The 25,243-nt window shown below is 64.8% G+C and carries 24 protein-coding genes; 15 read left to right on the top strand and 9 right to left on the bottom strand.

The window, feature by feature from the left end; all coding sequences use genetic code 11:
• Positions 1–50: 50 nt before the first annotated feature.
• From Mgrana_RS09110 to Mgrana_RS09130, 5 genes are all read right to left on the bottom strand, one after another.
• The gene (locus Mgrana_RS09110; RefSeq protein ID WP_119357298.1) at positions 51–314 is read right to left on the bottom strand and encodes a hypothetical protein; all 264 of its coding nucleotides are present in this window, start codon (positions 312–314) and stop codon (positions 51–53) included.
• Positions 315–370: 56 nt separating this feature from the next.
• Positions 371–832, bottom strand: coding sequence for a hypothetical protein (locus Mgrana_RS09115; protein WP_119357299.1), 462 nt, complete (start codon positions 830–832; stop codon positions 371–373).
• Between the two features lie 11 nt (positions 833–843).
• A complete protein-coding gene (locus Mgrana_RS09120; protein ID WP_119357300.1) occupies positions 844–1,776 on the bottom strand; it encodes an ATP-grasp domain-containing protein in 933 nt (310 codons plus the stop codon).
• Positions 1,773–2,639, bottom strand: coding sequence for an ATP-grasp domain-containing protein (locus Mgrana_RS09125; protein WP_119357301.1), 867 nt, complete (start codon positions 2,637–2,639; stop codon positions 1,773–1,775). The genes Mgrana_RS09120 and Mgrana_RS09125 overlap by 4 nt, the downstream gene beginning before the upstream one ends.
• A gap of 108 nt (positions 2,640–2,747) precedes the next feature.
• A complete protein-coding gene (locus Mgrana_RS09130; RefSeq protein WP_119357302.1) occupies positions 2,748–3,683 on the bottom strand; it encodes a carbohydrate kinase family protein in 936 nt (311 codons plus the stop codon).
• A gap of 55 nt (positions 3,684–3,738) precedes the next feature.
• Between Mgrana_RS09130 and Mgrana_RS09135 the strand changes: the two genes are divergently transcribed.
• The 3 genes from Mgrana_RS09135 to rbsK are packed head-to-tail and all read left to right on the top strand — an operon-like array spanning position 3,739 to position 6,420.
• Entirely contained in the window at positions 3,739–4,506 is a 768-nt protein-coding gene (locus tag Mgrana_RS09135) for a polysaccharide deacetylase family protein (RefSeq protein ID WP_119357303.1), read from the top strand.
• 50 nt (positions 4,507–4,556) lie between these two features.
• The gene (locus Mgrana_RS09140) at positions 4,557–5,486 is read left to right on the top strand and encodes a nucleoside hydrolase (RefSeq protein WP_119357304.1); all 930 of its coding nucleotides are present in this window, start codon (positions 4,557–4,559) and stop codon (positions 5,484–5,486) included.
• Positions 5,487–5,526: 40 nt separating this feature from the next.
• Complete coding sequence (gene rbsK / locus Mgrana_RS09145) at positions 5,527–6,420, top strand: ribokinase (protein WP_119357305.1); 894 nt, start codon at positions 5,527–5,529, stop codon at positions 6,418–6,420.
• Here rbsK and Mgrana_RS09150 read toward each other — a convergent pair.
• Entirely contained in the window at positions 6,415–7,080 is a 666-nt protein-coding gene (locus Mgrana_RS09150) for a tRNA (adenine(22)-N(1))-methyltransferase (RefSeq protein ID WP_240631300.1), read from the bottom strand. The genes rbsK and Mgrana_RS09150 overlap by 6 nt on opposite strands.
• Positions 7,081–7,230: 150 nt before the next feature.
• Between Mgrana_RS09150 and Mgrana_RS09155 the strand changes: the two genes are divergently transcribed.
• Positions 7,231–8,163 (top strand): phosphodiester glycosidase family protein, encoded by a 933-nt coding sequence (locus Mgrana_RS09155; protein ID WP_119357306.1) that lies wholly within the window; start codon positions 7,231–7,233, stop codon positions 8,161–8,163.
• Positions 8,164–8,183: 20 nt separating this feature from the next.
• On the opposite strand, the gene Mgrana_RS09160 is transcribed toward Mgrana_RS09155, so the two are convergent.
• Complete coding sequence (locus Mgrana_RS09160) at positions 8,184–9,371, bottom strand: anion transporter (protein ID WP_119357332.1); 1,188 nt, start codon at positions 9,369–9,371, stop codon at positions 8,184–8,186.
• Between the two features lie 320 nt (positions 9,372–9,691).
• Here Mgrana_RS09160 and bshA point away from each other — a divergent pair, with 320 nt between their 5' ends.
• The 3 genes from bshA to crtI all read left to right on the top strand — a co-directional run bounded on the left by bshA (position 9,692) and on the right by crtI (position 13,938).
• Positions 9,692–10,972 carry an N-acetyl-alpha-D-glucosaminyl L-malate synthase BshA gene (gene bshA, locus Mgrana_RS09165; RefSeq protein ID WP_119357307.1) on the top strand — a complete coding sequence of 427 codons (1,281 nt, stop codon included), beginning with the start codon at positions 9,692–9,694 and terminating at the stop codon, positions 10,970–10,972.
• Between the two features lie 101 nt (positions 10,973–11,073).
• Positions 11,074–12,180, top strand: a complete 1,107-nt coding sequence (locus Mgrana_RS09170) for a type IV pilus twitching motility protein PilT (RefSeq protein WP_119357308.1) — start codon at positions 11,074–11,076, stop codon at positions 12,178–12,180.
• 165 nt (positions 12,181–12,345) lie between these two features.
• A complete protein-coding gene (gene crtI, locus Mgrana_RS09175; protein ID WP_119357309.1) occupies positions 12,346–13,938 on the top strand; it encodes a phytoene desaturase family protein in 1,593 nt (530 codons plus the stop codon).
• Between the two features lie 8 nt (positions 13,939–13,946).
• Here the strand turns inward: crtI and Mgrana_RS09180 are convergent, their stop codons facing one another.
• Both Mgrana_RS09180 and Mgrana_RS09185 read right to left on the bottom strand, forming a co-directional pair.
• Positions 13,947–14,291, bottom strand: coding sequence for a carboxymuconolactone decarboxylase family protein (locus Mgrana_RS09180; RefSeq protein WP_119357310.1), 345 nt, complete (start codon positions 14,289–14,291; stop codon positions 13,947–13,949).
• Positions 14,292–14,310: 19 nt separating this feature from the next.
• The gene (locus tag Mgrana_RS09185) at positions 14,311–14,997 is read right to left on the bottom strand and encodes an HAD family hydrolase (RefSeq protein WP_119357311.1); all 687 of its coding nucleotides are present in this window, start codon (positions 14,995–14,997) and stop codon (positions 14,311–14,313) included.
• A gap of 242 nt (positions 14,998–15,239) precedes the next feature.
• On the opposite strand from Mgrana_RS09185, the gene purB reads away from it, so the two are divergent.
• The 8 genes from purB (at position 15,240) to clpB (ending at position 25,215) form a co-directional block, all read left to right on the top strand.
• Positions 15,240–16,550, top strand: coding sequence for an adenylosuccinate lyase (gene purB / locus Mgrana_RS09190; RefSeq protein WP_119357312.1), 1,311 nt, complete (start codon positions 15,240–15,242; stop codon positions 16,548–16,550).
• A gap of 31 nt (positions 16,551–16,581) precedes the next feature.
• The gene (purC, locus tag Mgrana_RS09195) at positions 16,582–17,289 is read left to right on the top strand and encodes a phosphoribosylaminoimidazolesuccinocarboxamide synthase (RefSeq protein WP_119357313.1); all 708 of its coding nucleotides are present in this window, start codon (positions 16,582–16,584) and stop codon (positions 17,287–17,289) included.
• Positions 17,286–17,537 (top strand): phosphoribosylformylglycinamidine synthase subunit PurS, encoded by a 252-nt coding sequence (purS, locus tag Mgrana_RS09200; RefSeq protein ID WP_119357314.1) that lies wholly within the window; start codon positions 17,286–17,288, stop codon positions 17,535–17,537. Before purC ends, purS begins: the two co-directional genes overlap by 4 nt.
• Positions 17,534–18,229, top strand: a complete 696-nt coding sequence (purQ, locus tag Mgrana_RS09205; protein ID WP_119357315.1) for a phosphoribosylformylglycinamidine synthase subunit PurQ — start codon at positions 17,534–17,536, stop codon at positions 18,227–18,229. The genes purS and purQ overlap by 4 nt, the downstream gene beginning before the upstream one ends.
• Positions 18,226–18,966, top strand: coding sequence for an HAD family hydrolase (locus Mgrana_RS09210; protein WP_119357316.1), 741 nt, complete (start codon positions 18,226–18,228; stop codon positions 18,964–18,966). The genes purQ and Mgrana_RS09210 overlap by 4 nt, the downstream gene beginning before the upstream one ends.
• Before the next feature lie 9 nt (positions 18,967–18,975).
• Complete coding sequence (gene purL, locus Mgrana_RS09215; RefSeq protein WP_119357317.1) at positions 18,976–21,177, top strand: phosphoribosylformylglycinamidine synthase subunit PurL; 2,202 nt, start codon at positions 18,976–18,978, stop codon at positions 21,175–21,177.
• Positions 21,174–22,580: an amidophosphoribosyltransferase gene (purF, locus tag Mgrana_RS09220; RefSeq protein ID WP_119357318.1), complete on the top strand. Its 1,407-nt coding sequence runs from the start codon at positions 21,174–21,176 to the stop codon at positions 22,578–22,580. The genes purL and purF overlap by 4 nt, the downstream gene beginning before the upstream one ends.
• A gap of 70 nt (positions 22,581–22,650) precedes the next feature.
• Positions 22,651–25,215 (top strand): ATP-dependent chaperone ClpB, encoded by a 2,565-nt coding sequence (clpB, locus tag Mgrana_RS09225; protein WP_119357319.1) that lies wholly within the window; start codon positions 22,651–22,653, stop codon positions 25,213–25,215.
• The last annotated feature ends 28 nt before the right edge of the window (positions 25,216–25,243 follow it).

The following is a 25,243-nucleotide window of genomic DNA, read 5'->3' on the forward strand; positions in this document are numbered from 1 at the left end:
AGCCCTGGCAAGCCCCCTCAAAAGCCAGGGGGTACCCTGAGCAACCCCGGTCAGACCCGGCGAATTTTCATGCTCTGAACCTGGCCGCTTTCCGCATCTACCCGCAGCAGCTTGTACTCCCGAGTGCGCGCAGCCTCCCCCAGGCTCAAATAGGCGGTGGGCTCGCGCACCACAAAGCTGAGGGTTACCTCCCAAAACTTCTCATCCGCCGACCTCTCGACCTCCTCGAGCCGCAACTCCGGCAGGGGCTGTGGTGTGTAAAGGGCCTGGATGTACTCCGTAGCAACCTTAACCGCTTCCCTCACATCGAGCATGCCCCATCATAAAACCGCCTGCCCCCAGGAGGTGGAGGGGCAGGACCAGGAAGGGGCTACTTACCGCGGCCCTTTTCCAAAGCGGCTACGCGCTCACCCAGCTTATCCAGCGAGGCTTTGAGCTCGCTCACGCTCTGGATGACCTGGTTGATGACCTCCTGCCAGCGCTGGGTAGGGTCTGGGCCGGGCTCGAGGCCAGCCTGTTTGCCAATCACCCCATCCACCTCGATCTTCTCAAGCTTGAACTCCTTTTGCTCCGGTTTGTGATCCTTCCACTCCTTGTGCTCCGGTTTCTCAAACTTCTCGTGCTTATGGTCTTTCCATTCCTTGAACTCGGGCTTCTCGAGCTTCTCGTGCTTGTGATCCTTCCACTCCTTGAACCAGGGCTTGAGGGTCAGGGCGTTGCCCAGCAAAGCGCTGAGGTCGCGCACCCGCAGCTCAGTGAGGGGCTGGTCGGGCTTGGGCAGCTCCACATTGGGGCGGTCTTCCGGCGGTACAAAGGGTTCCTTCTCTGCCATGGGTTCTCTCCTTAGGCCTGGATTCCCCTTTTGAGCAGCTCGGCCAGTGCGGCACTGATGGGCTGACCGGTGTGCTGCTCGTAGTAGGCAAATCCGGGGCAGGGGTTGATCTCGAAGCAATACCACACCTCATCCGGGGTCTGCTTGAGGTCTATGCCCGCGAGGACCAAGCCGGTGGCCTGGGCCAGGCGCAGACAAGCTTCGGCCACCGAATCCGGCAGGTGGGTGGGCTCCATCTCAGCGGTGTGGCCTTGCCGCCGAGCATAGCGATAATCCACCGCTTCCGAGCGCACCCGCGTAGCGAACACCTCGTCCCCGACGAGGTGAACCCGTACATTGTCGCCCGGCAGAAACCGCTGGAACTGCACTGCACCGTGCCGCAACAAAGGCAGCCGCTCCAGGTCGGAGGGGGTCAGCTTGCGCACCACCGAGCGCACCCCGCTCAAGCTTTTGAAGATCACCTCGCCCTGGTTGGCCCGGTAGAACTCCAGGGCGGCCTCGGGGTCGCTGGTGACAAGGGTAGGTGGGGTCTGTAGTCCAGCCTGGCGCACCATCAGAGCCTGGTAGGGCTTGGAATGGTTGGAGACGGAGGGAGCCGCCCGATTGACCACCAAGCAGGGCAGGTGCTCCAGCAGAGCCATGACCCCGGCCTGGCTCTCGGCAATGACCGCTTCCGCCAGGGGGCCCGAAAGCCCCGAGACTGGAGCGTGGCCATCTGGGCCCAAGTAGCGCACGAAAACCCCGCTCAGCTCGGCCAGGTTCAGCCGCCAGTCCGAGCCGTACAGCACCCCGCTGGGCTTCCCCTCGGACCAGCGCCAAGCCAGAGAGTAGCCTGCGGGGAAAAGGCCCAGGTCCAGCAGCCGATAGGGATACCGGAGGGCCTCGAGCCGGGCGCATACCAGCTCGGTGACCACATCCGCTAGCCCACCGCAAACCAAGATCATGCCCGCACCCCCTGCATCGCCCGGACGATCCCCTCAGCCAGCGCTTCCTGCTGGGCCTGGGGGTGCCAGCCAAACTCCGGATGGAGCCCAAATCCCACGGCCTGGGTTGAGCCTTCGTCCATGCGCAGCTCGAGCTGCAGCATGGATACCCCCAGCAGCCGGGCCAGCCGCTGAGCGCTGCGCTCAAGCCGCCCTCGAGCCCGCCCCGAAGGCGGGTCCCCACTCCAGACCGCCACATCGGCGGCCAGGCTCAGGTAGAGGCTGGGAGCCTCCGGCTCCATCAGCAGCACCGGGAAATGGGCCATCAAACGCTCGAGCTCAGCCCACTGCGAGGGGCTGTCAATGGGGTAACGGGTGGCCGAGGTGAGCGGCACATAGCTCAGACGCCCCTCCCAGCGCCGGGCAAAGGCCCGAGCCTGGGCCAGTCGGTTGGTAAGGAGCAGCGGCGGCGTGGAGAACCCCGCCCGGTGCAGCCAAACCCGCTGCTCGGGCAGGGTGCGCTCCCGGTAGAAGATCTCGGCCTGGGGGGGGTTGACCACCGGACAGGGCAGGCTCTTCAACCAGGCCAGGAGCGCCGACTGGGACTCGGCCCCCATATAGGCGTAGTCCCGCTGCTCCCACTCGGCGGGCTGGCTCGGCCCACCCATCCCCCGCACCATCACCCCCCGCCATTCGGTCTCGGCGATTCGCTGCCCCCCCAGCTCGAGGCGGCTGGCCGAGCGCTCGCTGCTCAGTTCCCAGCAAACCCGCCCTTCCCCGGCCAGCGGCTCGGGCGTTACCAGTACCGCATCTCCCTGTAACCTCAGCCGGTGGCTGACCTGAGCAATGCAAGCATCTAAGGGGCTACCCACCAGTAGGTACATGCCCACCTCCGCTTGTCCCCATGGTGGAGCAGCCGGGGTGACATTCAGGTAACATCCCGAAGCGGATCAGTGGGAATTGTCCGGCGCGGGGCTCGGCCAGGAGCCCCCCTAGGCAGCCCCGGCCTCCAGCTCGGCCCGGGTAGGCGGGTTGCAGACCGCACGGGTGCAGTTGAGGGCGGCAGCCCGGGCCGCAAACCCCAACACCTCGAGCAGCACCTCGTCCTCTGCCGTTTCCAGGGCGCTGGGGCTGCTCAGACCTCGCTCCAGCAAGGCCACCAAGGTCGCCCCGCTAAAGGTGTCCCCGGCCCCGATGGTGTCCACCACCTCAACCTCTGGGGCCCTGACCCACAACACCTCGCGCCCAGGTCGGTATAGCCGGGCTCCTGCCGCCCCGTCGGTCACCACCACCGCCCGCGGGCCCCGCCCCAACCACTCCCGTGCGGCCTCGGCCTCATCGCGCTGGGGCTGAAGGAACTCGAGGTCCTCCCGGCTCAGCTTCACCCAGTGCGCCAGGGCCAGCCAGGCCGCAAACTGCTCGAGGTAGCGCGCGCGGTCGGGGATCAGCGTGGGGCGCACGTTGGGGTCAAAGTGAACCAGGCAGGAATCGCGGTGGGCCCGAACCACCCCCAGGATGCTGCTGGCCGCAGGCTCAAAGAGCAGGGCAATGCTGCCGAAGTGTAGGGCCTGCACCCCCTGGGGCAGCCGCAGATCCGCAGGGGGTGCGTATCGCGTATCCGCCGCACCCTCGTTTCGAAAGGCGTAGCGGGTCCGGCCGCCCTGGTTCAGGACAAACGCCAGAGTGGTGGGCTCTGGACCCTGCTCGAGCAGGCTCAGGTCCAGGCCATTCCCCCGGAGATACCGAAGGATGGCCTCAGCGAAGAAATCCCCACCCAGACGGGTGGCCAAGGCCGTAGGGAGCCCCAAGCGCTGGGCTGCGGTCGCCACGATCAGGCTCGAGCCGCTGACAAACCCGCGAAACTCGAGGTTGCCGGTGGTGGGAAGGTCAATCAGGGCGTCACCGAAGACCACCAATCGGGCAGACATCAGCGGCGATTATACGCTTCACCCTGGCTTCAGGGCAGAGCGCCAGAGTGGGCCCATGTTGCGCCACATCGTTCTGACCCTGGGGATGCTCGGCAGCGCGCTGGCGGCAGGGGTCATCACCCACGGCCCACGCACCGCAGCGCGTATCGCCCTGACCTTCGACGCCGACATGACCCCAGGGATGCGCGAAAACCTGCGCTCGGGACGGGTCAAGGCCTACAACGATCCCCGAATCTACGCGATATTGGAGCGCGAAGGGGTCAAGGCCACCTTCTTCCTCAGCGGGATGTGGATCGAGGAGTACCCCACCCAAACCAAGGCCCTGGCTCAGAACCCGCTGTTCGAGCTAGCCAATCACTCCTACTCGCACCCCGGCTTTGCCCAGCCCTGCTACGGCCTGCCGTCGGTACCCCTCACCCCGCTGTGGGGGGAGGAAAAAACCCGGCTGGATCTCGAGCAGGCCAAAACCCAGCAGGTGCTGCAGACCCAAGCCCTGCTCGAGCGCGTGGCCGGGGTCAAGAACCGCTACTTCCGCTTTCCCGGCGGCTGCGCCAGCCCCGCCGATATCGCCCTGGTCGAGCGGCTAGGGCTAGAGGTCATCGGTTGGGACGCAGCCGGTGAAGACGGTGGGCAGAAGGATCCAGCGGTGATCGTGGGTCATGTGCTGAGCCGGGTACATAACGGCAGCATCATCGTCCTGCACTGCCACGGAGGTCCCAAGCTGCCGGCCACCTCCGCCGCTTTGGCTCAGCTGATCCCGGCCTTGCGGGCTCGAGGCTTCACCTTTGTCAAGCTCTCCGAGCTGCTTTCGGGGAATCCGTAGCCGATGGGCCCGGCTTCCGGGTTGGAGGGCTGGGCTTTAAGCTGGGAGGCGTGCCGATCAAGATCATTCACGACTGTGACCCCGGCCACGACGACGCCATCGCCACCATGCTGGCCCTGGCCAGCCCCGAGCTCGAGGTGCTTGGCCTTACCGTGGTCTACGGGAATGTAGGCCTGGAGCGCACCACCCAAAACGCCCTGGCGGTACGGGAGCTGCTGGGTTCTAGGGTGCCGATTTACGCGGGGGCGGACCGCCCCTTGGTACGGGAGCGCATCAGCGCCGAATCGGTGCACGGCCGCTCGGGTCTTGAAGGGCCGCACCTGCCCAGGCCCACCCGGGGGCTCGAGCCCCAGCATGCGGTTCATTTCATCATCGAGCAGGTGATGAAATACCCTGGGGAGGTCGTCCTGGTTCCTACCGGAGCCCTTACCAACATTGCCCTGGCCCTGCGGATGGAGCCGCGCATCGCCCCTCTGATCCGCCAAATTGTACTGATGGGGGGCTCGATTGACTTTGGCAACTGGAGCCCCAGCGCAGAGTTCAACATCCTCTGTGACCCCCACGCAGCCAAGATCGTGTTCGGGGCCGGGGTTCCGCTGATGATGTGTGGCCTCAACCTCACCCACCAAACCCCCGCCACCCCCGACCGCGTGGCTCGGTTTCGGGCCCTGGGAACGCCGGTCGGAGAGGTTACCGCACAACTGCTGGAGTTCTTTCGCAAGCACCACCAAGAGCGCTACGGCTGGGAAGGCGCCCCCATCCACGATGCCTGTGCAGTGGCCTTCTTGATCCGGCCTGAGCTGTTCAAAACCGGGATGTACTGGGTGGAGATCGAGGCCAACGAAGGGCTGGCCTATGGCCGCACCATCTGCGACTACTGGAACATCAGCGGCACGCCCCCCAACTGCGAAGTGGGGCTCGAGGTGGATGTGAACGGGTTTTATGACCTACTGCTCGAGCGCATCGGGACCTATCGGTGAGCCTAGGTAGCCCTTAGCCCTTTGGGCTTAGACTATCGCCATGAGCATCGTGGTGGTCGGTAGCCTCAACATGGACTTGATCGTACGCGTCCCGCGCCATCCGGTTCCCGGTGAAACCCTGCTGGGTTCGGACTATGAAACGCACCCCGGTGGGAAGGGGGCCAATCAGGCGGTCGCGGCTGCCCGTATGGGGGGCAAGGTGCGGATGATCGGCCGGGTTGGGCAGGATGCCTTCGGCACCCAACTGCGGCAAGGGCTGAGGCACGCCGGGATTAACGTCCATGCCATCTTGCCGATTCATGGACCTACGGGGGTGGCCTTCATCGCGGTCAGCGATGCGGGGCAGAACACCATCATCGTCTCCCCTGGGGCCAACACCCAGTTGTACCCGGAAAATCTCTCGGTCGCCGAGTTCGAGGGGGCCAAGGTGGTGGTGCTGCAGCTCGAGATCCCCGTCAAAACCGTGGTCCGCGCGGCCCAGCTGGCCCGCGAGGTCGGAGCCACGGTGATCCTCAACGCCGCTCCAGCCAGCCCGCTCTCGCCCCAAAAGCTGGCCCTGATGGATGTGCTGGTGGTGAACGAGACCGAGGCCGAGGCCCTCACGAACCAAAAGCCCGATTCCCCCGAGGCTGCTCTGGAAGTCGCCCACAGCCTGCAGCAGCATGTCCCCAAGGTGATCATCACCCTGGGGGCCCAGGGTGCGGTCTGGGTCGAGGCGGGCAGCAGCGGCTACCAGCCGGCCTTCCCCGTAGAAAGCGTAGACAGCACCGGTGCGGGGGATGCCTTTATCGGGGCCCTGGCCGTGGCCCTGGCGGAAGGACAACCCCTGGCCCAAGCGGTGCGGCTGGGGGCGGCGGCCGGGGCCATGGCCACCACTGTGGTGGGGGCTCAGCCCTCCCTACCCCGGCGAGACAGCCTGAAGCGGTGGTTATAGGCAGGCCAACGCCTGCCGGAGGGTCTCGAGCCGCTCCCCCAACCGGGCCCCCCGCCCCCTGAGGCGCTCCAGGTGCCCCTGCTGAGCCCGAAGCTCCTGGAGCAGCAGCGGGTGAGCCGCCCGCAGCAAGAGCGGGCCGTAACGCAGGGCTGCGGCCTGGGGCAGCCCCTGATAGGCAGGGTCGGGCCCCACCCGGCGCTCGAGGCCCAGTATGGTGTAGGGCCAAAACCCCTCGACCATGGCCTCTTGGATCAGGTGGAATCCCGCTGCCTGGGCCCAGCCGCGCAGCTCCTCCGGGCTGTTGTTGGGCTGAAGCACAACCCGTACCGGTACGCGCTGGGGGTAACGGGTCAGAATCTTCACCATCTGCCGGGCCCCCAGACCGCTCAAGCTCAGCGAATGGACCTCACCCTCCCGCACCGGCTCCAATCCGTCCCCCAGGCGTACCTCCGCGGGCCAGCCCTCCAGCGCTTGCCTCGAGCGCTCATAGGGCCCCCGGTGCTTCTCCACCGCCACCACCCGCCCCACCCGCCCGGTCTGCAACAGGTATTGGGGCAAAAGGGCATGGTCCGAGCCGATGTCCGCGTGAACCTCTGCCTGAATCTGCTCCGCCACCGCCCGAAGGCGGGGCTCGAGGGCGATGGGCTTCGGGCTCTTCACAAAATCCCCTGCTCCAGCTTAATCCAGACCGCCAGAGCCTAGCCGTGGTCAAATTTCATGGCGGATCCAGTGCCGAGATAGTAAGCTGATTGCAAGCAGAAAACACGCCGAAAGGCCCGAGTTCGCCCGAATGGTCCTGGCGAGGTAGAGATGTCCTATACGCTGAGCGCACCCAAGCTCCTCCTTCCCCTTCTCGCCGGGCTGCTGGCGGTCTTTGGGGGCTCCTTGGCCCTGGCCGCCAAGGGCCTCGGAGGGGGGGTGGTAGGGGTTGAGCGCGGAGACTCCCTGGAGCGGATTGGCCGGCGCTATGGGGCGAGCGTAGCCCAACTGATGCGCTGGAACAAGCTCAAAACCACCCGGCTCCAACCGGGGCAGCGGCTGCGGGTGACCCCGCCCCTCAACTTCGCGGTTAAGCTCAGCCGAACCCCCGTGCTGGGCGTGCCGGTGGTGGCCATTCATGTGAATCTGGGCGATCCCCAGGTGAGCATCCGACCCCTGATGCCGGCCGGGTTGGGGCAAGGGGCCCCGCTCGAGCACCTCTCCTGGCGCACCCAGCTCGTGGGCGCCATCAACGGCGGCTACTTCCACCCGCGCACCTTCTGGCCCGCCGGTGATCTGGTGGTGGAGGGTCGAAAGGTCGTTCAGGGCAGCATCCATACCGCCTTAGCCATCACTCCAGACGGGCGGGCTCGGGTGCTGACCATCCCCGGCCCAGTCTCCTGGAAGGGATACCGAACCGTGATTGCCAACGGCCCCTATATTCTGCGCAAAGGCCGCTTGGTGGTCGCCCCTCAGAATGAGGGCTACCGTGATCCGTCCATCTGGGGCCGGGCCCGGCGCAGCGCGGTGGGGATGGTCAATGAGCGCTACCTCATCTTTGTCAGCATTCCGATGCCCGTAACCCTCTCCGAGTTGGGCAAGGTGATGACCAAGCTGGGGGTGCGAGAGGCATTGGTGCTGGACGGCGGCTCCTCTACAGGGATCATCTGGCGCAACCAAACCCTGGTGCGCCCCGGGCGCCCACTGGCCTACGGCATCGGGATTTTTCTGGAGACCCGCCCACCCACCGACCGCAAAAGCTAGCCGCCGCTGACGCGTGGGCCTCAGCGGTAAATCCAGAAATAGGCCAGCAGCAAGGTCACGAGGGTGATCGGCAGGCCAAAGCGCAGGTGCTCGAGGAATCCCAACTTATGCCCCTCGCGCCGAGCGGCCTCCGCCACGATCAGGTTGGCCACCGAGCCCAGCAGGGTGAGGTTACCGGCCAGGGTCGAGGCCGAGGCCAGCAACAACCAGCCCTTAACATCCCCCGCCGCGACCAGCTTATGCAGCAGGAGCACCGCCGGTACGTTAGAGATGAGGTTGGAAAGCCCCGCGGTCACCCACAGCAGGCTCCAGGGGCGGTCCACCAGGGGCTTGACCGGCTCCAGAAGCCCTAAGGCCTCCACCGCATGGGTGACGATGAACAAGCCCGAGAACATCACCAGCAGTTCCCAGTCCACCCGCCCAAAAAACTGCTCTGAAGGCAGGCGGCGGCTAAAGAGCAACAACCCCGCCGCCACCAGCGCGGCCTGGGCGGGGGGGTAGCCCAGCAGGAAGGCCAGCAGGAGCCCCAACGTGACATATCCCCCCTTGATCAGGGAGGCCTGGTTCAGCTCGAGCGGCAGGTTGACCCGCTGGAGGGGGGCTCTCGAGCGCACCTCCGGGTACAAAAGGCATAGAAGCCCGATCTGTAAAAGCAACCCCACCAAGGCTACCGGAACCAGCGCCGCAGCAAACTCAGGGTAGGAGATGTTGGAAAAGCTGCCCACCAAGATGTTCTGGGGGTTTCCGGTCAGGGTGGCCACACTGCCCAGATTGGTGGCCCCGGCCAGGGCCAGCAGATACGGCACCGGGGGAAGCTCGAGCGAGCGCACCAGGGCAAACACCAACGGGGTCAGCAAAATCGCCACCGTGTCATTGAGGAACAGGGCCGAGAGCACCCCGGAGCCCAGGCTCAGCCAGACCAAAAGCCCCAACGGGGTGCGGGCCAACCGAACCAGGCCCATCAGCACCAGGTTAAAAAACCCCGCCTCGCTCAGGTTGGCGCTGAGCACCATCACCCCAAACAAAAACACCAGCGTGCTGGGGTCCAGCGCCGCCCAGGCCGATTTGAGGTCGAGCACCCCCAGCACCACCAGCAAAGCCGCCCCCACCACGGCAATGGCGGCGCGGTTCATGCGGTAACCGGGAATATACCCCAATCCCAGGCCGAAATAGGTCAAGAACAGCACCGCGTAGGCGAGATAGTCCAGGTAGGCCGTCACCAGAGGTGAGTGTAACAGGAACCCCCAGAGCCCCGCGTGGCCCCCCTATCCCTGGGGTTGTTGGGCGCTAACCCTAGATGTCCCCAACCGTTTCATGAGTCTGGGAAGGGTTTCTAAAACCGTTTTCTCACCTTTCCCCAGTAGGCTGCTCGAGCCCACGGCAGTTCGCCTTTTGAACGTCTCTTGACGTTCCGCCTGCATGATGCGCAGGAGTCCCCAGCAGCGAGACCGAGGCCGAACCGCTTCCTCAGCCCATCGTCAGCTCAATTGCCTATCGTGCTCGAGGCTGCACCTCAGAAAGGAGCGACATGAACCTTGCCATTTTGTGTCATGCCAGTGCAGGCGGCTCGGGGGTAGTGGCCACCGAACTAGCCCTGGCCCTAGCCGGCATGGGACACGCTGTCCACATCGTTGCAACCGAGCGACCCTTTCGCCTCACCGAGGAGCGGCTCTCCCAGATGGGGCTACAGAGCAACCTTTTCTCCCTCGGGCAAGACCCCGCGGGCAGCAGCCTGGCCCGCATCGTGGCCAGCAGCAGGGCCAGCGTGGCCCGTTGGCTGGGGCTGATCACCAAACCCGTCAAGACCGGCAGCCTCCATTTCCACCAGATCTTGAGTGCGGATTACCCCTTGTTCCAGGAAGCCCTGACCCCCCTCACCGCCGCCAACTCTATCGCCGAGCTGATTGACCGTTATCAGCTCGACCTGGTGCATGCCCATTACGCCATCCCTCACGCCACCAGCGCAATCCTGGCCCGGGATATGGGCCATCCGGTCAAGGTGGTGACCACCCTGCACGGCACCGACGTCACCCTGATGGGGAAGGATCCGGCCTTTGCCCGTACGACCAAACACGCCGTGTTGGCCAGCGACGCGGTGACTGCGGTTTCGGAGTCCCTGGCCAGGGATACCCGGGCCAACCTGGGGGTGGATCGTGAGATCGAGGTGATCTACAACTGGGTAGACCCCGAGCGCTTCCAGCCCAACCGCGATCCGGGATACCGGGCTCGCTTCGCCCAGCCCGACGAGGGATTGCTGCTGCATGTTTCCAACTTTCGCGCGGTGAAGCGTCCACAGGATGCGATCCGGGTGTTTGCGGGGGTGCTCGAGAAGCGCCCAGCCCGGCTCTTGATGATCGGGGATGGCCCCGAGCGCCAGAGCTGCCTGGACCTGGCCCACGAGCTCGAGGTGGCTGGGCGGGTGCAGTTTTTGGACTCCACCCCGCAAATCGAAAAGTTCATGTCGGTGGCCGATGTGTTCCTGTTGCCTTCAGAGCAGGAATCGTTCGGGCTGGTGGCCCTGGAAGCCATGAGCAGCGGGGTTCCGGTAGTGGCCAGCCGCACCGGCGGGCTGCCGGAGCTGGTGGTGGAGGGGCTCTGCGGGTTCCTGCGGCCCATTGGCGATATCGCCGGGATGACCGAGGCCACCCTCGAGATCCTGAACAACGCCTACCGCCGCCGACAGATGGGCGAGGCCGCGCGCGAGCGGGCCATTCAGTCCTTCCGCCCCGAGGTGATCCTACCCAAGTACCTGAAGGTGTATGAACGAACCCTCGAGGGGAACCCGGTCTCACTGAAGTCTGAGGGCTGACCGCTGCCCAGCCGGGCGGTGGCCCCTGCCCTTTTCAGGTCAACTTCCACAGCCTCGGCTTGGGTCATGCCGTATCCTGATGAGGACTCGAGGAGACCTTCATGACCAAAGCCCCCGATATCGTGGATTTGCTCAACCTGGCCGTAGACCGAGGCTCATCCGACCTGGTGATCACGGTGGGTCTGCCCCCCATGATTAAGATTGACGGCGAGTTTCACCCCACCGAATACGAAGCCCTCACCCCACAGGAGACCCGCCGCCTGACCTATGCTCTGATGGATGAAAAGCAGCAGCGGGTGTTTGAAGAGGAGAAAGAGCTCGATTTCTCCTTCAGCCTGCCGGGAAAAGGCCGCTTCCGGGTGAACATCTTCCTCCAGCGCGGCAGCGTGGGCGGGGTGCTGCGGGTGGTGCCCAGCACGGTCAAGAGCTTCGAGGAGCTGGGGCTCCCTAAAAACATCGCCGAGATCGCCATGAACCCCCGGGGGCTGGTGCTGGTGACCGGGCCTACCGGATCGGGCAAGTCCACCACGCTGGCCTCGATGATTGACTATATCAACGAGCGAAAGCGGGCCCACATCGTCACCATCGAAGACCCCATCGAGTTTTTCCACCGCCATAAGTCCAGCATCATCAACCAGCGCGAGATCGGGCAAGACACCCACGGCTTCCAAAAAGCCCTGCGCAGCGTGCTGCGCCAAGCCCCGGACGTGATCCTGGTGGGCGAGATGCGCGATTACGAGACCATCGCCGCGGCCATCACCGCAGCTGAGACCGGTCACCTGGTCATGGGGACCCTGCACACCAACAGCGCCCCCGAGACCATTGACCGCATCATTGACGTGTTTCCCGAGGCTCAGCAAGAGCAGGTGCGGGTGCAGCTGGCCAACAACCTGGTGGCGGTGCTCACGCAGCAGCTTCTGCCCAAGAGCTTTGGGGGAGGCCGGGTGATGGCGTATGAGTTGATGATGGCGACTCCGGCGGTACGGGCCCTGATCCGCGAGGGCAAGAGCCATCAGCTGGTCTCGGTGATCCAGACCGGTGGTCAGTACGGCATGATCACCATGGACGCCTACCTGGCCGACCTCTACAAGCGCAAGCTGATCAGCTACGAGGTAGGGATGGCCCGGGCGGTGGATCAGAAGGAGTTTGTCCGCCTCTCGGGAAGCGGGGCCGCCCCAGCCAACCCACCGGCGGGGGTGCGCCGCTAAACCTGCGGCGGGCTTAGAGCGCTCTTCAGCTATAAAGCTTAGTCCTGGAGGGTCTTTGAAGGGCGCGATAGGCCCGGTGTGTTGAAGCAGGCCGGGCCGAATCCCCCTCTAAAACTGTACGGTGACGGCAAAAGCTTCCAGGGTCTGCCCCGTATGCTTACGGGTATGAGCATTGGTAAGACCGCTTTAGTGATCGGCTCCGGGATCGGTGGGCTGGCCATGGGGATTCGCCTGCAAAGCCTGGGGTTTGATACCACCATCCTAGAAAAACTCGAGGCCCCGGGGGGAAGGGCTTATGTGCGCCGGGCCCAGGGGTTTACCTTCGATATGGGGCCCACGGTGATCACCGCACCGCAGTTCATCGAGGAGCTGTTCGCCCTGGAGCGGGGCAAGCCCAACCTTGACCTTCCGGATTTTCCAGCTCAGGTACCAGAGGGCAAACCTGGGGCATTCCATGGACCCAGTACCAGCAAGTACGTCCAGATTATTCCGATTCTGCCCTTCTACCGCATCTACTTCGACGACGGCACATTCTTCGACTACGACGGCGATCCCGAGCATACCCGGGCCCAGGTGGCGCGGCTGGGCGAGGTCGGGGACCTCGAGGGCTACGAGCGCTTTCATCGCGATGCCCAGGCCATTTTTCAGCGGGGTTTCCTCGAGCTAGGCTACACCCATTTTGGCGATCTGGCCACCATGCTGCGCATCGTCCCCGATCTATTGCGCCTGGACGCCGTGCGCACCCTGTTCAGCTTCAGCCGCAAGTACTTCAAAAGCCCCAAGCTGCAGCAGGTATTCAGCTTTGAGACCCTGTTGATCGGCGGGAATCCCCTGGCCGTTCCGGCCATCTACGCCATGATCCACTTCGTCGAGAAAACCTGGGGGGTCCATTTCGCGCTGGGGGGTACCGGGGCGCTGATCGCGGGCTTCGTGCGCAAGTTTCAGGAGCTGGGGGGGCAGATCCGCTACGGCGCGGAGGTGACCCAGATCAATGTCGAGCGGGAAGGGGGCAAAAAGGTAGCCCGGGGGGTCACCCTGGAGAGCGGGGAAACCCTAAGGGCTGATCTTGTTGTCTCCAATGGGGATTATGCCCACACCTATCTGAAGCTGATCGAGCCGCGCTACCGCTTCTGGAACTCGGACTGGGTGGTCAAGGCCCGGCGCCAGAGCATGTCCTTGTTCGTGCTCTATTTCGGCTTCAAGGCCGATGGCCGGGAAGGAGAAACCCTACGCCACCACAACATCCTGTTGGGGCCTCGCTATGAGGGACTGCTGGAAGACATCTTCACCCGCAAGGTGCTGGCCCGGGACTTCTCGCAATACCTCCACCTTCCCACCCTGACCGACCCCTCGCTGGCCCCGCCCGGTCACCACGCGGCCTACACCCTGGTTCCGGTACCCCACAACGGCTCTCGGCTCGACTGGGAGCTGCTCGGTGAACCCTTCGCGCAAAAGGTGCTGCGTTTCCTCGAGGAACGCGGTTATCTGCCCAACCTGCGCCAACGGCTGGTGTATCAGAGCTTCATCACCCCAGACTACTTTGAGGGAACCCTCAACTCCTATCTGGGCAACGCCTTTGGCCCCGAGCCAGTACTGGCCCAGTCGGCTTTTTTTCGCCCCCATAACCGTTCAGAGGACATCGCCAACTTGTATCTGGTAGGGGCTGGGGCTCAGCCCGGTGCGGGCACCCCCAGCGTAATGATGTCCGCCAAAATGACCGCTCGGCTCATCGCGGAAGATTTCGCCAAGGGCCAATAGCCAGCGGCTCAGCCCTGTTTGCGCAGGAGGGCCTGAAACCGCTTCATAGCCCCCAGCGCATGGGGAAAGCCCACAAACAGGGCCGACTGGAGGATGGTCTCGCGGATCTCCTGCTCGGTGGCCCCATTGTTCAAGGCTCCCTGGAGGTGCGTCGCTAACTCTTTGGGGGCCCCCAGGCCAATCAGGCTGGTGATGGCCAGCAGTTCCCGGGTCTTGAGGTCCAAGCCGGGGCGGGCCAGCACCTCCTCGTAAGCGAAATCGCGGATATAGGCGTAGAGGTCGGGGTCAACCTCGGTAAGGGCCTGCTCGATGGCCTCCAAGCTGTCACCCCAGATGGCTTTGCGAACGCTCATGTAGGTCAGTCTACGGGTTTTACAGCCAATCCACCCGGCCCGTGGCGTACTCCACCACCCAGGCCAGGTCGCCGATGGCATTGGGGTTTTGCTTGTAGGGGTCAAACAACACCGGTCGAACCCCGGCGGCCAGGGCACCTTTGAGGTCGTCCTCGGAGTCGCCGATATGAATGGCCTGATGGGGTTCAACCTCTAACTTATCCAGCACGATCTGGAAAAAGCGCGGGTCGGGCTTGGCTACCCCTTCCAGGGCCGAAACCCCGATGTAGTCAAAAAAATCTGCCAGCCCTGTGGCCTGTAAGACCCCCGGTAGCGTCCAGTCCCAGTTGGACACCACCCCCAGCTTGAACCCCCCGCTCTGCAACTCCGTCAACACCTCTTTGGCCCCGGGCGTAATCGGCCATACTTGTGGGCTTTGCCAGTGTTCCTTCAGGTAGTCGGCCACCTCATCGGCATAGGCCCCCAATCCGATCCCGTTCATGACCTCCCAGTGAAAGGCCCGCCAAAACGAGAGGGCCGTGGCCTCATCGGTTGCGCTCATGTGATGGGCAGAGTAGTGTGCGTACGCATCCCGCATGGCCTTTGGAAGCTGCTTCAAATCGGCCTGCTGGGCGATGCCTTTGGCTTCCAGAATGGGCCAGAGCCAGTATTTGGGATGCCCCAGAATGAGGGTATCGCCCACATCAAACAAAACCGCACGCACCATACTGCCCATACTAACCCGGCCTTATGAAAACAACGTCACGGCAAACCCTCAGAGGTTGCCCCCACCCCCAGGGCGTGATAGTCTCTTGACGCTGCTCACCCGATGGTCCCGTGAGGCCATGAAGAGCAAGGGATCCCGAGTGAAAAAACCGTACCCCACCTCCCCTATCCCACCACGGAGGGGTGTAGCGTCAGGCTGGGTTCCAGTCGGGCGGCTTGGTGCTTTGTTCCGGATAAAAAACCATGATTGACCGCTACCAAACCCCCGAGATGCAGGCCCTGTGGAGCGAGGCCCGTAAGTACCAGACCTGGGCCGAGGTAGAGATTCTGACCCTGGAAGCCTGGGAAAGCCTGGGGCAGGTTCCGCCCAAAACCGCCCAGCGCTTGCGTGACGCACTACATCAGAAACCGATTGATGCGGCTTTCGCAAAACGGGTGGACGAGATCGAGGCCGAGACCCGCCACGACATCGTGGCCTTTACCCGCGCCCTGACCGAATGGACCGACGACGCTGAAGTGGCCCGCTGGCTCCACCTGGGGCTGACCAGCACCGATGTGGTGGACACCGCCCAAAACGTTTTGCTCTCGGAGGCCCTGGGCCTGCTCGAGCAGGAACTGGCACAGGTGCAGGAGGCCCTGAAGCGTCTGGCCATCCGGTACAAGCACCTGCCTGCGGTGGGGCGCACCCACGGGGTCCATGCCGAGCCCACCAGCTTTGGGCTGCGCTTTCTCAGCTTCTATGCGGCCCTTTTGCGGGACGGTGAGCGCCTGCGGAAAGCCCGCGAAGGCATCCGGGTGGCCATGATTTCCGGCTCGGTGGGGAACTATGCCCATGTGGAGCCCGCCGTGGAGGCCTGGGTAGCCCAGAAGCTGGGGTTTCAGCTCGAGCCGGTCTCCACCCAGGTAGTGCCGCGGGATCGCCACGCCGAGCTGATGAGCGCCCTGGCCATTCTGGGCAGCAACCTCGAGCGCATCGCGGTGGAGCTGCGCCACCTCCAGCGCACCGAGGTGCTGGAGACCCAGGAACCCTTCAGCTACAAGCAGACCGGCTCCTCCTCCATGCCCCACAAGAAAAACCCGGTGGCGCTGGAAAATATCTCGGGGCTGGCCCGGCTCCTGCGCAGCAACCTGCAAGCCGAGCTCGAGAACGTGGCCCTCTGGCACGAGCGCGACATCTCGCACAGCTCGGTGGAGCGGGTGATTCTGCCCGACTCCACCACCCTGGCCCACTACATGCTGCGGCGGCTGAAGCGGGTGCTGGAGGGCTTGGTGGTCCATGAGCCCCAGATCGCCCGCAACCTGGGGCTCACCCGGGGCCTGGTCTACTCCCAACGGGTGCTGGGCCTGCTGATCGCCGCGGGGATGGACCGCAGCACCGCCTATGAGGTGGTGCAGCGCAACGCCCTGAAGAGCTGGGAAGCGGGTTTGGAGTTTCAGGCCTTGCTCGAGGCCGACCCAGCATGCACAGTAAAGGGAGAGGTTCTGGCTCAGGCCTTCAACCCAGCCTACTTTTTGCGCCATACCGACGAGATATATGCCCGCTTTGGCCTCTGAGGATCAGACCCAAACCCCCTAAGGAATGGCTATGGAAAAACTCTACGAGGGCAAAGCCAAAATCATCTATTCCGGGCCCGAGGAGGGCACCTACCGGGTCTACTACAAGGACGACGCCACCGCCTTCAACGGGCAGAAGCGGGCCCAGATTCCGGGGAAGGGAGAGATCAACAATAGGATCTCCTCCGAGTTGTTCCGCTATTTGGCAGAGCATGGCATCCCCACCCATTTCATTCGGGAGCTCTCCGGGCGCGAGATGCTGGTGCGGCAGGTCGAGATCGTGCCGCTCGAGGTGATCGTGCGCAACCGTACCGCCGGCACCTTCTCCAAGCGCTACGGGGTGGAAGAGGGGCTCAGCTTGCCGCGCCCCTTGGTGGAGTTTTCCCTCAAAAACGATGCCCTGGGTGACCCGCTGATCTACGACGAGGCCCTGCTGGGTCTGGGGCTGGTCGGTGAAGCCGAACTGGGGCGAATCAAGGGGCTGGCCCTTCAGATCAACGCGCTGCTAAAGGACTACTTTGCCCAGCGTAACCTCGAGCTGATTGACTTCAAGCTGGAGTTTGGGCGTTTGCCCGACGGGAGCCTGGTCCTGGCCGATGAGATCTCCCCCGACACCATGCGGCTGTGGGAGTTTGGCAGCCAGAAAAAGCTGGACAAAGACCGCTTCCGCCGTGACCTGGGCGGGGTTGAGGAAGCCTACCGGGAAGTGTTGCGCCGGGTGATTGGAGGTGCCGCATGAAGTATCAGGCCACGATCTTGATCGAACTCAAACCGGGCATTCTAGACCCTCAGGGGCGGGCGGTAGAGGGGGTACTCCAGGGGCTGGGATACCGGGCACAGAACGTGCGGGTGGGGCGGGTGCTGGAAATGGAGCTCGAGTCCCCCTCCGAGGCCGAGGCCCACCGCCAGGCCACCGAGATGGCCAAGACCCTGGCCAATCCGGTGATGGAGGTCTATACCGTCGAGGCCCTCAAGGAGCGGGCGTGAAGGTCGCCGTGATCCAGTTCCCCGGCTCCAACTGCGACCAGGACGCGGCCTGGGCGCTAAAGTGGGTGGGGCTCGAGGCCGAGCTGATCTGGCACACCGCGACCCACCTCGAGGGCTTCGCCGCGGTGGTGCTTCCGGGGGGGTTCTCCTACGGCGATTACCTGCGGGCCGGGGCCTTAGCCAAGTTCTCGCCGGTGATGGCGGAAGTCCGGCGGCTGGCCGAGCGCGGAAACCCGGTTATCGGCATCTGTAACGGCTTTCAGGTCCTCACCGAGGCCGGGCTTCTGCCCGGTGCGCTGCTGGCCAACACCAACCTGCACTTCACCTGCAAAGAGGTCGGGCTGCGGGTGGAGCGCAACGATACCCCCTTCACCCAGGCCTACCGCCCAGGGGAGCTTCTGCGCCTGCCCATCGCCCACGGCGAAGGGCGGTATTATGCCGACCCGGAGGTGCTGGAGGGGCTCGAGGAGCGCCGTCAGGTGGTCTTTCGGTACGCGGCCCTCACCCCTGCGGCCTCCGCCGACTACAACCCCAATGGTTCACTGAACGATATTGCTGGGATCGTCAACGCTCGGGGCAATGTGCTGGGGCTGATGCCCCACCCCGAGCGGGCGGTGGAAGCGGCGCTGGGAACAACAGATGGGCTGGGGGTATTCGAGAGCTTGAAGGCGGCACTGGAGGTTGTGGCATGAAACCCAAAGCGATTACCTTTGACTTCTGGGGGACGCTGTTTGTCGAGGGGCCGGAGTATGCCGGAACGGTGCTGAATCTGCGGCGGGAAATCCTGCTGGATGCGGCTTCAGAGGCCGGGGTTCCCGCCGAGGAAAAGGATGTGATCGAGGCCTGGCGGCAGGCCGCCCTCGACTTTGACGCGGCCTGGAACGCCGAGCAGGTCATGACCCCCTTTGAGCGGGTGGGCCTGATCTTCAAGTACCTAAAGCTGCCCTACGATGAGGGCCTGGTGGCCCTGACCGCCCAGCGCATCGTAGAGGCCGGGCTCGAGGGCTCGATCCTCCCGCTGCCGGGGGTGGTGGAGGCCATTCCTCAGCTAGCCAAAACCTACGCCCTGGGCATTGTCTCGGACACCGGGATCTCCACCGGGCGCGTCCTACGCGAGCAGCTCCGGCGCCATAAGCTGCTGGACTACTTCACCGGGCTCTCCTTCTCCGACGAGACCGGGTTCGTCAAACCCCGGCCCGAGGCATTCAAGGCGGCGCTCGAGGAAATGGGTACCTCGCCGGAGCAAACCCTGCACATCGGCGATATCCCCCGCACCGACATCGCCGGGGCCTTTGCTACGGGGTATCCCTGGGCGGTTTTGTACACCGGTCACACCCACCGCAACGGCGGGCCAGAACCCACCGCCAGGGTAGCCAACCACCTGGAGTTGGTTCAGCTCCTCGGCAACACGGTCAGCACCCCCTTGTAAGGCGACGCAATGGAAGAAACCCTCAACCCCCTGCTGCAAGAAACCGGTATTCCACCTCAGGAGTACGCCGAGATCGTGCGGCGCATGGGGCGTGAACCGAACCGCCTCGAGCTCTACCTTTTCAAGGTGATGTGGAGCGAGCACTGCGCCTACAAGAACTCCCGCCCCCTGCTCAAGCTCCTGCCCAAGGAAGGGCCGGCGGTGCTGCAGGGCCCCGGTGAGAACGCCGGGGTGGTGGAGATCGGCGAGGGCTGGGCGGTGGCCTTCAAGATCGAGAGCCACAACCACCCCAGCGCGGTCGAGCCGGTCCAGGGGGCCGCCACCGGGGTGGGCGGGATCATCCGCGACATCATGGCCATGGGGGCCCGTCCGATCGCCCTCCTCAACTCCCTGCGCTTTGGCGACCCGCAAACCCCCCGAACGCAGTACCTCGAGCGGGGCATCGTCAGCGGCATCGCCCATTACGGCAACGCGATCGGCATCCCGACGGTGGGCGGGGAGGTGTACTTTCACCCGGACTACCAGGAAAACCCCCTGGTCAACGCCATGTGTGTGGGGTTGCTGCGCTCCGATGAGCTCAAGCGAAGCCTGGCCTCCCTGGGTCGACCGGTCTATTACGCCGGGGCCAAAACCGGGCGCGACGGCATTGGGGGGGCGGCCTTCGCCTCGGAGGAGTTGACCGAGGACAACGAGGCCAAGCGCCCTAACGTTCAGGTCGGCGACCCTTTTCTGGGCAAGCTGCTGCTGGAGGGAACCTTAGAGGCCATCCGACAGGATCTGGTAGAGGGGGTGCAGGACATGGGCGCGGCAGGCCTGACCTCCTCCCTCTCAGAGATGGCCCACAAGTCCGGTCTGGGCATAGAGTTGGATCTGGATCGGGTGCCCCAGCGCGAAGCGGGGATGACCCCCCTCGAGCTGATGCTCTCCGAAAGTCAGGAGCGGATGGTCCTGGTCCCTCGGCCCGGAAAGGAAGCCGCGCTCGAGGCGCTCTTTGCCCGGTATGGTCTGGACTGTGTGGCGGTGGGCCACACCCTTCCCCAGGCCGTCTTCCGCATCGTGGCCGGAGGTCAGACCGTGGCCGAGGTTCCCACCCAGGCCCTAGCCGAGGCCCCCACCTATGTGCGCGAAGGACAGGAAGACCCCCAGGTGCAGGCCCTGCGCCAACGCGACCTCTCCGGGCTTCCCCTCCCCGGCGACCTGCACCGCGTCCTCCCCAGGCTCCTGGCCTCCCCCAATCTCTGCAGCCGCGCCCCTGTCTTCGAGCGCTACGACCACCAGGTCGGAACCAACACCGTCCTGGTCCCCGGTAAGGGCGATGCCGCGATCGTGCGCATCAAGGGGACCGGGCGGGCCATCGCCCTCAAGGTAGACGCCAACCCCCGCTACTCCAAGCTGGCTCCGCGCCTGGGCGCGATGCACGCCCTGGCCGAGGCCACCCGCAACGTGAGTGTGGTGGGGGCCCGGCCGCTGGCCTATACCGACGGCCTCAACTGCGGTAATCCAGAAACCCCAGAGGGCTACTTCGAGCTGTCCGAGACGGTGCACGGATTGGTAGAGGCCTCGAGGGAGCTGGGGGTTCCCTGCGTCTCCGGGAATGTCTCGCTCTATAACGAAGGCCCCAGCTACCGCATTCCTCCCACCGCCATGGTGGGGGTGGTCGGGCTGCTGGACAACCTCGAGCGGCGCGCCCAGATGGGGTTTTCCAAGGCGGGCGAATTCATCGTCCTGATCGGAGAATCCTGGGGTGAGCTGGGGGCTTCAGAATACCTGTGGGTGATGGAGGGCCAGGAGGCCGGGGCCCCACCCAGCCTTGACCTGAAGCGCGAGGCCACAGCCCAGGCCGCCATTCGGGAGCTCATCGCCCAGGGCTGGACCCAGACCGCTCACGACGTGGCCGAGGGCGGGCTGGCGGTGGCCCTGGCCGAGATGTGTTTCCCCTACGGCCTGGGAGCGACGGTGGAGCTGCGCGACCTGGGCCGGGCCGATGCCCTGCTCTATGGCGAGGCCCCCAGCCGGATCCTCTTCAGCGTAAGCCAGGCCCATCTCCAGGCCGCGGTAGGGCGGCTCGAGGGCTTCGGTCTGCCCTACCGCATCCTGGGCCAAGTCGGCGGTGAGGAGCTGACCCTTTTGCTGCCCAAACTGCGGCTGAGCTGGTCGGTTAGCGAGCTACGCCGGGCTTGGGCCACGCCGCTGCGGGAGGTGCTGCCGTGACCGGGGATAAGCCGCGGGAGGAATGCGGCATCCTCGCGGTTTGGAGCCCCCAGCCCACCGATGTCGCCGGGCTGCTACACCTGGGGCTTTTCGCCCTCCAGCACCGGGGACAAGAAGCCGCGGGCATGTGCGTCAGCGACGGGCATCAGGTGGTGGTGGAAAAGGATCTGGGGCTGGTCAGCCAGGTGTTTGATGAAGCCCGGCTGGACCAGCTGCGGCTGCCGGACGCCCGGCTGGGGATCGGCCACACCCGCTACTCCACCACCGGCTCGAACCTGCGCTTCAACGCCCAGCCCCTCACCGTGCGCAGCTCCAAGGGCATCCTGGCCATCGCCCACAACGGCAACTTTGTCAATGCCAAGGAGATTCGCCAGAGCCTGCTCGAGGGAGGCGCGGTGTTTCAGACCACCAACGACACCGAGGTGATGATCAACCTCATCGCGCGCTACAGCAGGCTTTCGCTGGTGGAGGCCACCGCTCAGGCCATGCGCGAACTCGAGGGCGGGTTCAGCGTGGTGCTGATGGACCGGCACACCGTCCTGGCGCTGCGCGACAGCCACGGGGTGCGGCCGCTGGTGATTGGAAGGCGGCCTGAGGGGGGCTGGGTGTTCGCGTCGGAGCCCCCCGCCCTAACCCTGATGGGGGCGGAGCTGGTCCGCGATGTGCACCCCGGCGAGCTGGTCTGGGTGGAGTCGGGCCAGCTGCACAGCCTACAGGTGCTCGAGCCCCACCCCACCCCCTGCGCCTTCGAGTGGATCTACTTTGCCCGGGCCGACTCGGTGTTGGAGGGCATCGGCACCCACGAGAGCCGGGTGCGGATGGGCGAGGTGTTGGCCCGCGAAGCCCCGATCCAGGCTGATGTGGTGGTGCCGGTGCCGGATTCCGGGATCGGAGCGGCGATCGGGTTCAGCCGGGCCTCGGGGCTCCCTTTCGATTATGGCCTCTACAAAAACCCCTACGCCGGGCGCACCTTCATCCAGCCCACCCAGGCCCTGCGGGACCTCAAGGTCAAGCTCAAGCTGGCCGCCACCCCCGCCGTGAAAGGCAAGCGCGTCGTGCTGGTGGACGACTCCATCGTGCGCGGCACCACCTCGGGGCGCATCGTGCAGCTCCTGCGCGACGCCGGGGCCACCGAAGTCCACGTGCGCATCTCTGCCCCACCCATCAAGTACCCCTGCTATTACGGGATTGACACCGCGGCCCGCAAGGAGCTGATCGCCAGCACCCATTCGCTCGAGGAGATCCGCCGCTTCATCGGGGCCGACACCCTGGCCTTTCTGAGCGAGGCGGGGGTGCGGGCGGCCATCGGTGGGCCGGTATGCCTGGCCTGCTTCAACGGGCAATACCCGGCCGGATACCCCCACGAGGAACCCCAGAAAGAGGCCCTCGAGCAGGCGGGATAAGCCGCCCCACCCACCAATTACCCCACTCACCAGACTTGACATTAGTCCACTCAAGTTTCATACTATTACCATGAACCTTGAGCGTTGGACGGAACAGGCCCGTCAAGCCGTAGCCCAGAGCCAGGTGCTGGCTCGGGAGATGAGTCATTCCCAGATCGACGTGCCACACCTCGCGGCGGTGTTGCTGCGCGACTCGGCGGCCCTGCCGGCGCAGCTGGTGCAGAAGGCCGGGGGGAACCCTGAGGGCGTCTACCAGACCGCCCAAACCGAGCTGGGCAAGCTGCCGCGCATCTCGGGCGCCGAGGCCGGGCAGTACCTCTCCCCGAAGCTCAACGGCATCTTTGACCGCGCGGAGAAGCTGGCTGCTGAGCTCAAGGACAGCTATGTGGCCATAGACACGCTGCTGCTGGCCTTGGCGGAGACCCAGTACGCAGGGCTCCGGCCCGATTCCATCCGCAAGGCCGCGCTCGAGGCCAGGGGAGGGAAGAACGTGAATTCTGAACATGCTGAAGGCACCTACAACGCCTTGGAACAGTACGGCATAGACCTAACCCAGCAGGCCAAAGACGGCAAGCTGGACCCGGTGATCGGGCGCGATGAGGAAATCCGCCGGGTAATTCAGATCCTGTTGCGCCGCACCAAAAACAACCCCGTCCTGATCGGGGCGCCGGGGGTGGGCAAAACCGCCATTGTGGAGGGCCTGGCCCAGCGCATCGTCAAGGGGGACGTACCCGAGGGCCTCAAGGGCAAGCGGGTGATCTCCTTGCAGATGGGCAGCCTGTTGGCCGGGGCCAAGTACCGTGGGGAGTTTGAAGAGCGGCTCAAGGCGGTCATTCAAGAGGCCACCCAGAGCGCGGGCGAGATCATCCTGTTCATTGATGAGCTGCACACCGTGGTCGGGGCGGGCAAGGCCGAGGGCGCGGTAGACGCGGGCAACATGCTCAAGCCGGCCCTGGCCCGGGGTGAGCTGCACATGATAGGGGCCACCACCCTGGATGAGTACCGCGAGATCGAGAAGGACGCCGCCCTCGAGCGCCGCTTCCAGCCGGTCTATGTGGATGAACCCAGCGTGGAGGACACGGTTTCGATCCTGCGCGGGATCAAGGAGAAATACGAGGTTCACCACGGGGTGCGCATCTCTGACCCGGCCCTGATCGCTGCGGCTGGGCTCTCGCATCGCTATATCTCCGATCGGCAGCTCCCCGACAAGGCCATTGACCTGGTGGACGAGGCCGCGGCCCGTCTGCGCATGGCCCTGGAGTCGAGCCCAGAGACCATTGACAGCCTCAACCGCAAGAAGCTGCAACTGGAGATCGAGCGGGAAGCCCTGAAGAAAGAGACCGATGCCGAGTCCAAGTTTCGCCTGGGGGAGCTCGAGGCCGAGATCGCTGGGCTCAACGAGGAGATCTCCCGACAGAAGATCGCCTGGGAGGCCGAGCGCCAGACCATGAACAAGCTGCGGGCCGCCCAGCAGAAGCTCGACGAGGTGCGCACCCAGATCGAGCAGGCCGAGCGGGCCTATGACCTCAACAAAGCCGCTGAGCTGCGCTACGGGCAACTGCCCAAGCTGGAGGCCGAGGTCAACGAGCTTTCGGACCAGATGGCCAGCGCCAAGTTCGCCCGCCCCATGGTGGGGGAAGAGGACATCGCCGAGATCGTCGCACGCTGGACCGGAATCCCCGTCTCCAAGCTGCTCGAGGGGGAACGGGAGAAGCTGCTGCGGCTCGAGGAGGAGCTGCACCGGCGGGTGGTTGGCCAGGACGAGGCCATCGCGGCGGTATCCGACGCCATCCGCCGGGCCCGGGCAGGCCTGGGTGACCCCCACCGCCCGATCGGTTCCTTCTTGTTCCTGGGGCCCACCGGGGTGGGCAAAACCGAGCTGGCCAAAACCCTAGCGGCCACCCTCTTCGACAGCGAAGAGAATATGGTGCGCATTGACATGAGCGAGTACCAGGAGAAGCACACGGTGGCGCGGCTGATCGGGGCCCCTCCCGGCTACGTGGGCTATGAGGAGGGGGGGCAGCTCACCGAGGCGGTGCGCCGTCGTCCCTACAGCGTGATCCTCTTCGATGAGATCGAGAAGGCTCACCCCGACGTGTTCAACGTGCTCTTGCAGGTGCTCGACGATGGCCGCCTGACCGATGGGCAGGGCCGTACGGTGGATTTCCGCAACACCGTGATCATCCTCACCTCCAACCTGGGCTCGCCGCTGATCCTCGAGGGAATCCAGACCGGGCAGTCCTATGAGACCATCCGGGCCCGGGTTCTCGACGTGCTGCAGGCCAACTTCCGCCCCGAGTTCCTGAACCGCCTCGACGAGATCGTGGTGTTCCGCCCGCTGGCCCAGGGGCAGATCGCGCAGATTGTGGAGATTCAGCTCCAGGCGGTACGCAAGCGGCTGGCCGAACGGCGGATTGGCCTCGAGGTCTCCCCTGAAGCCCTGGCCTTTCTGGCCGAGCGGGGCTACGACCCCATCTACGGGGCCCGCCCCCTGAAGCGGGTGATCCAGCGGGAGCTCGAGACCCCACTCTCGCGCAAGATCCTGGCCGGAGAAATCCACGACGGCAGCGTCATCCATGTCGGGACCAGCCCGCTGGGACTGACCTTCGAGGCCCGCAAGACCGTGCAGGCTTGAAGCAGGCCTTCCCGTAAGAATAATTTGT

Origin of the sequence: Meiothermus granaticius NBRC 107808 (assembly GCF_003574355.1) — a bacterium.
Taxonomy (GTDB): domain Bacteria; phylum Deinococcota; class Deinococci; order Deinococcales; family Thermaceae; genus Meiothermus; species Meiothermus granaticius.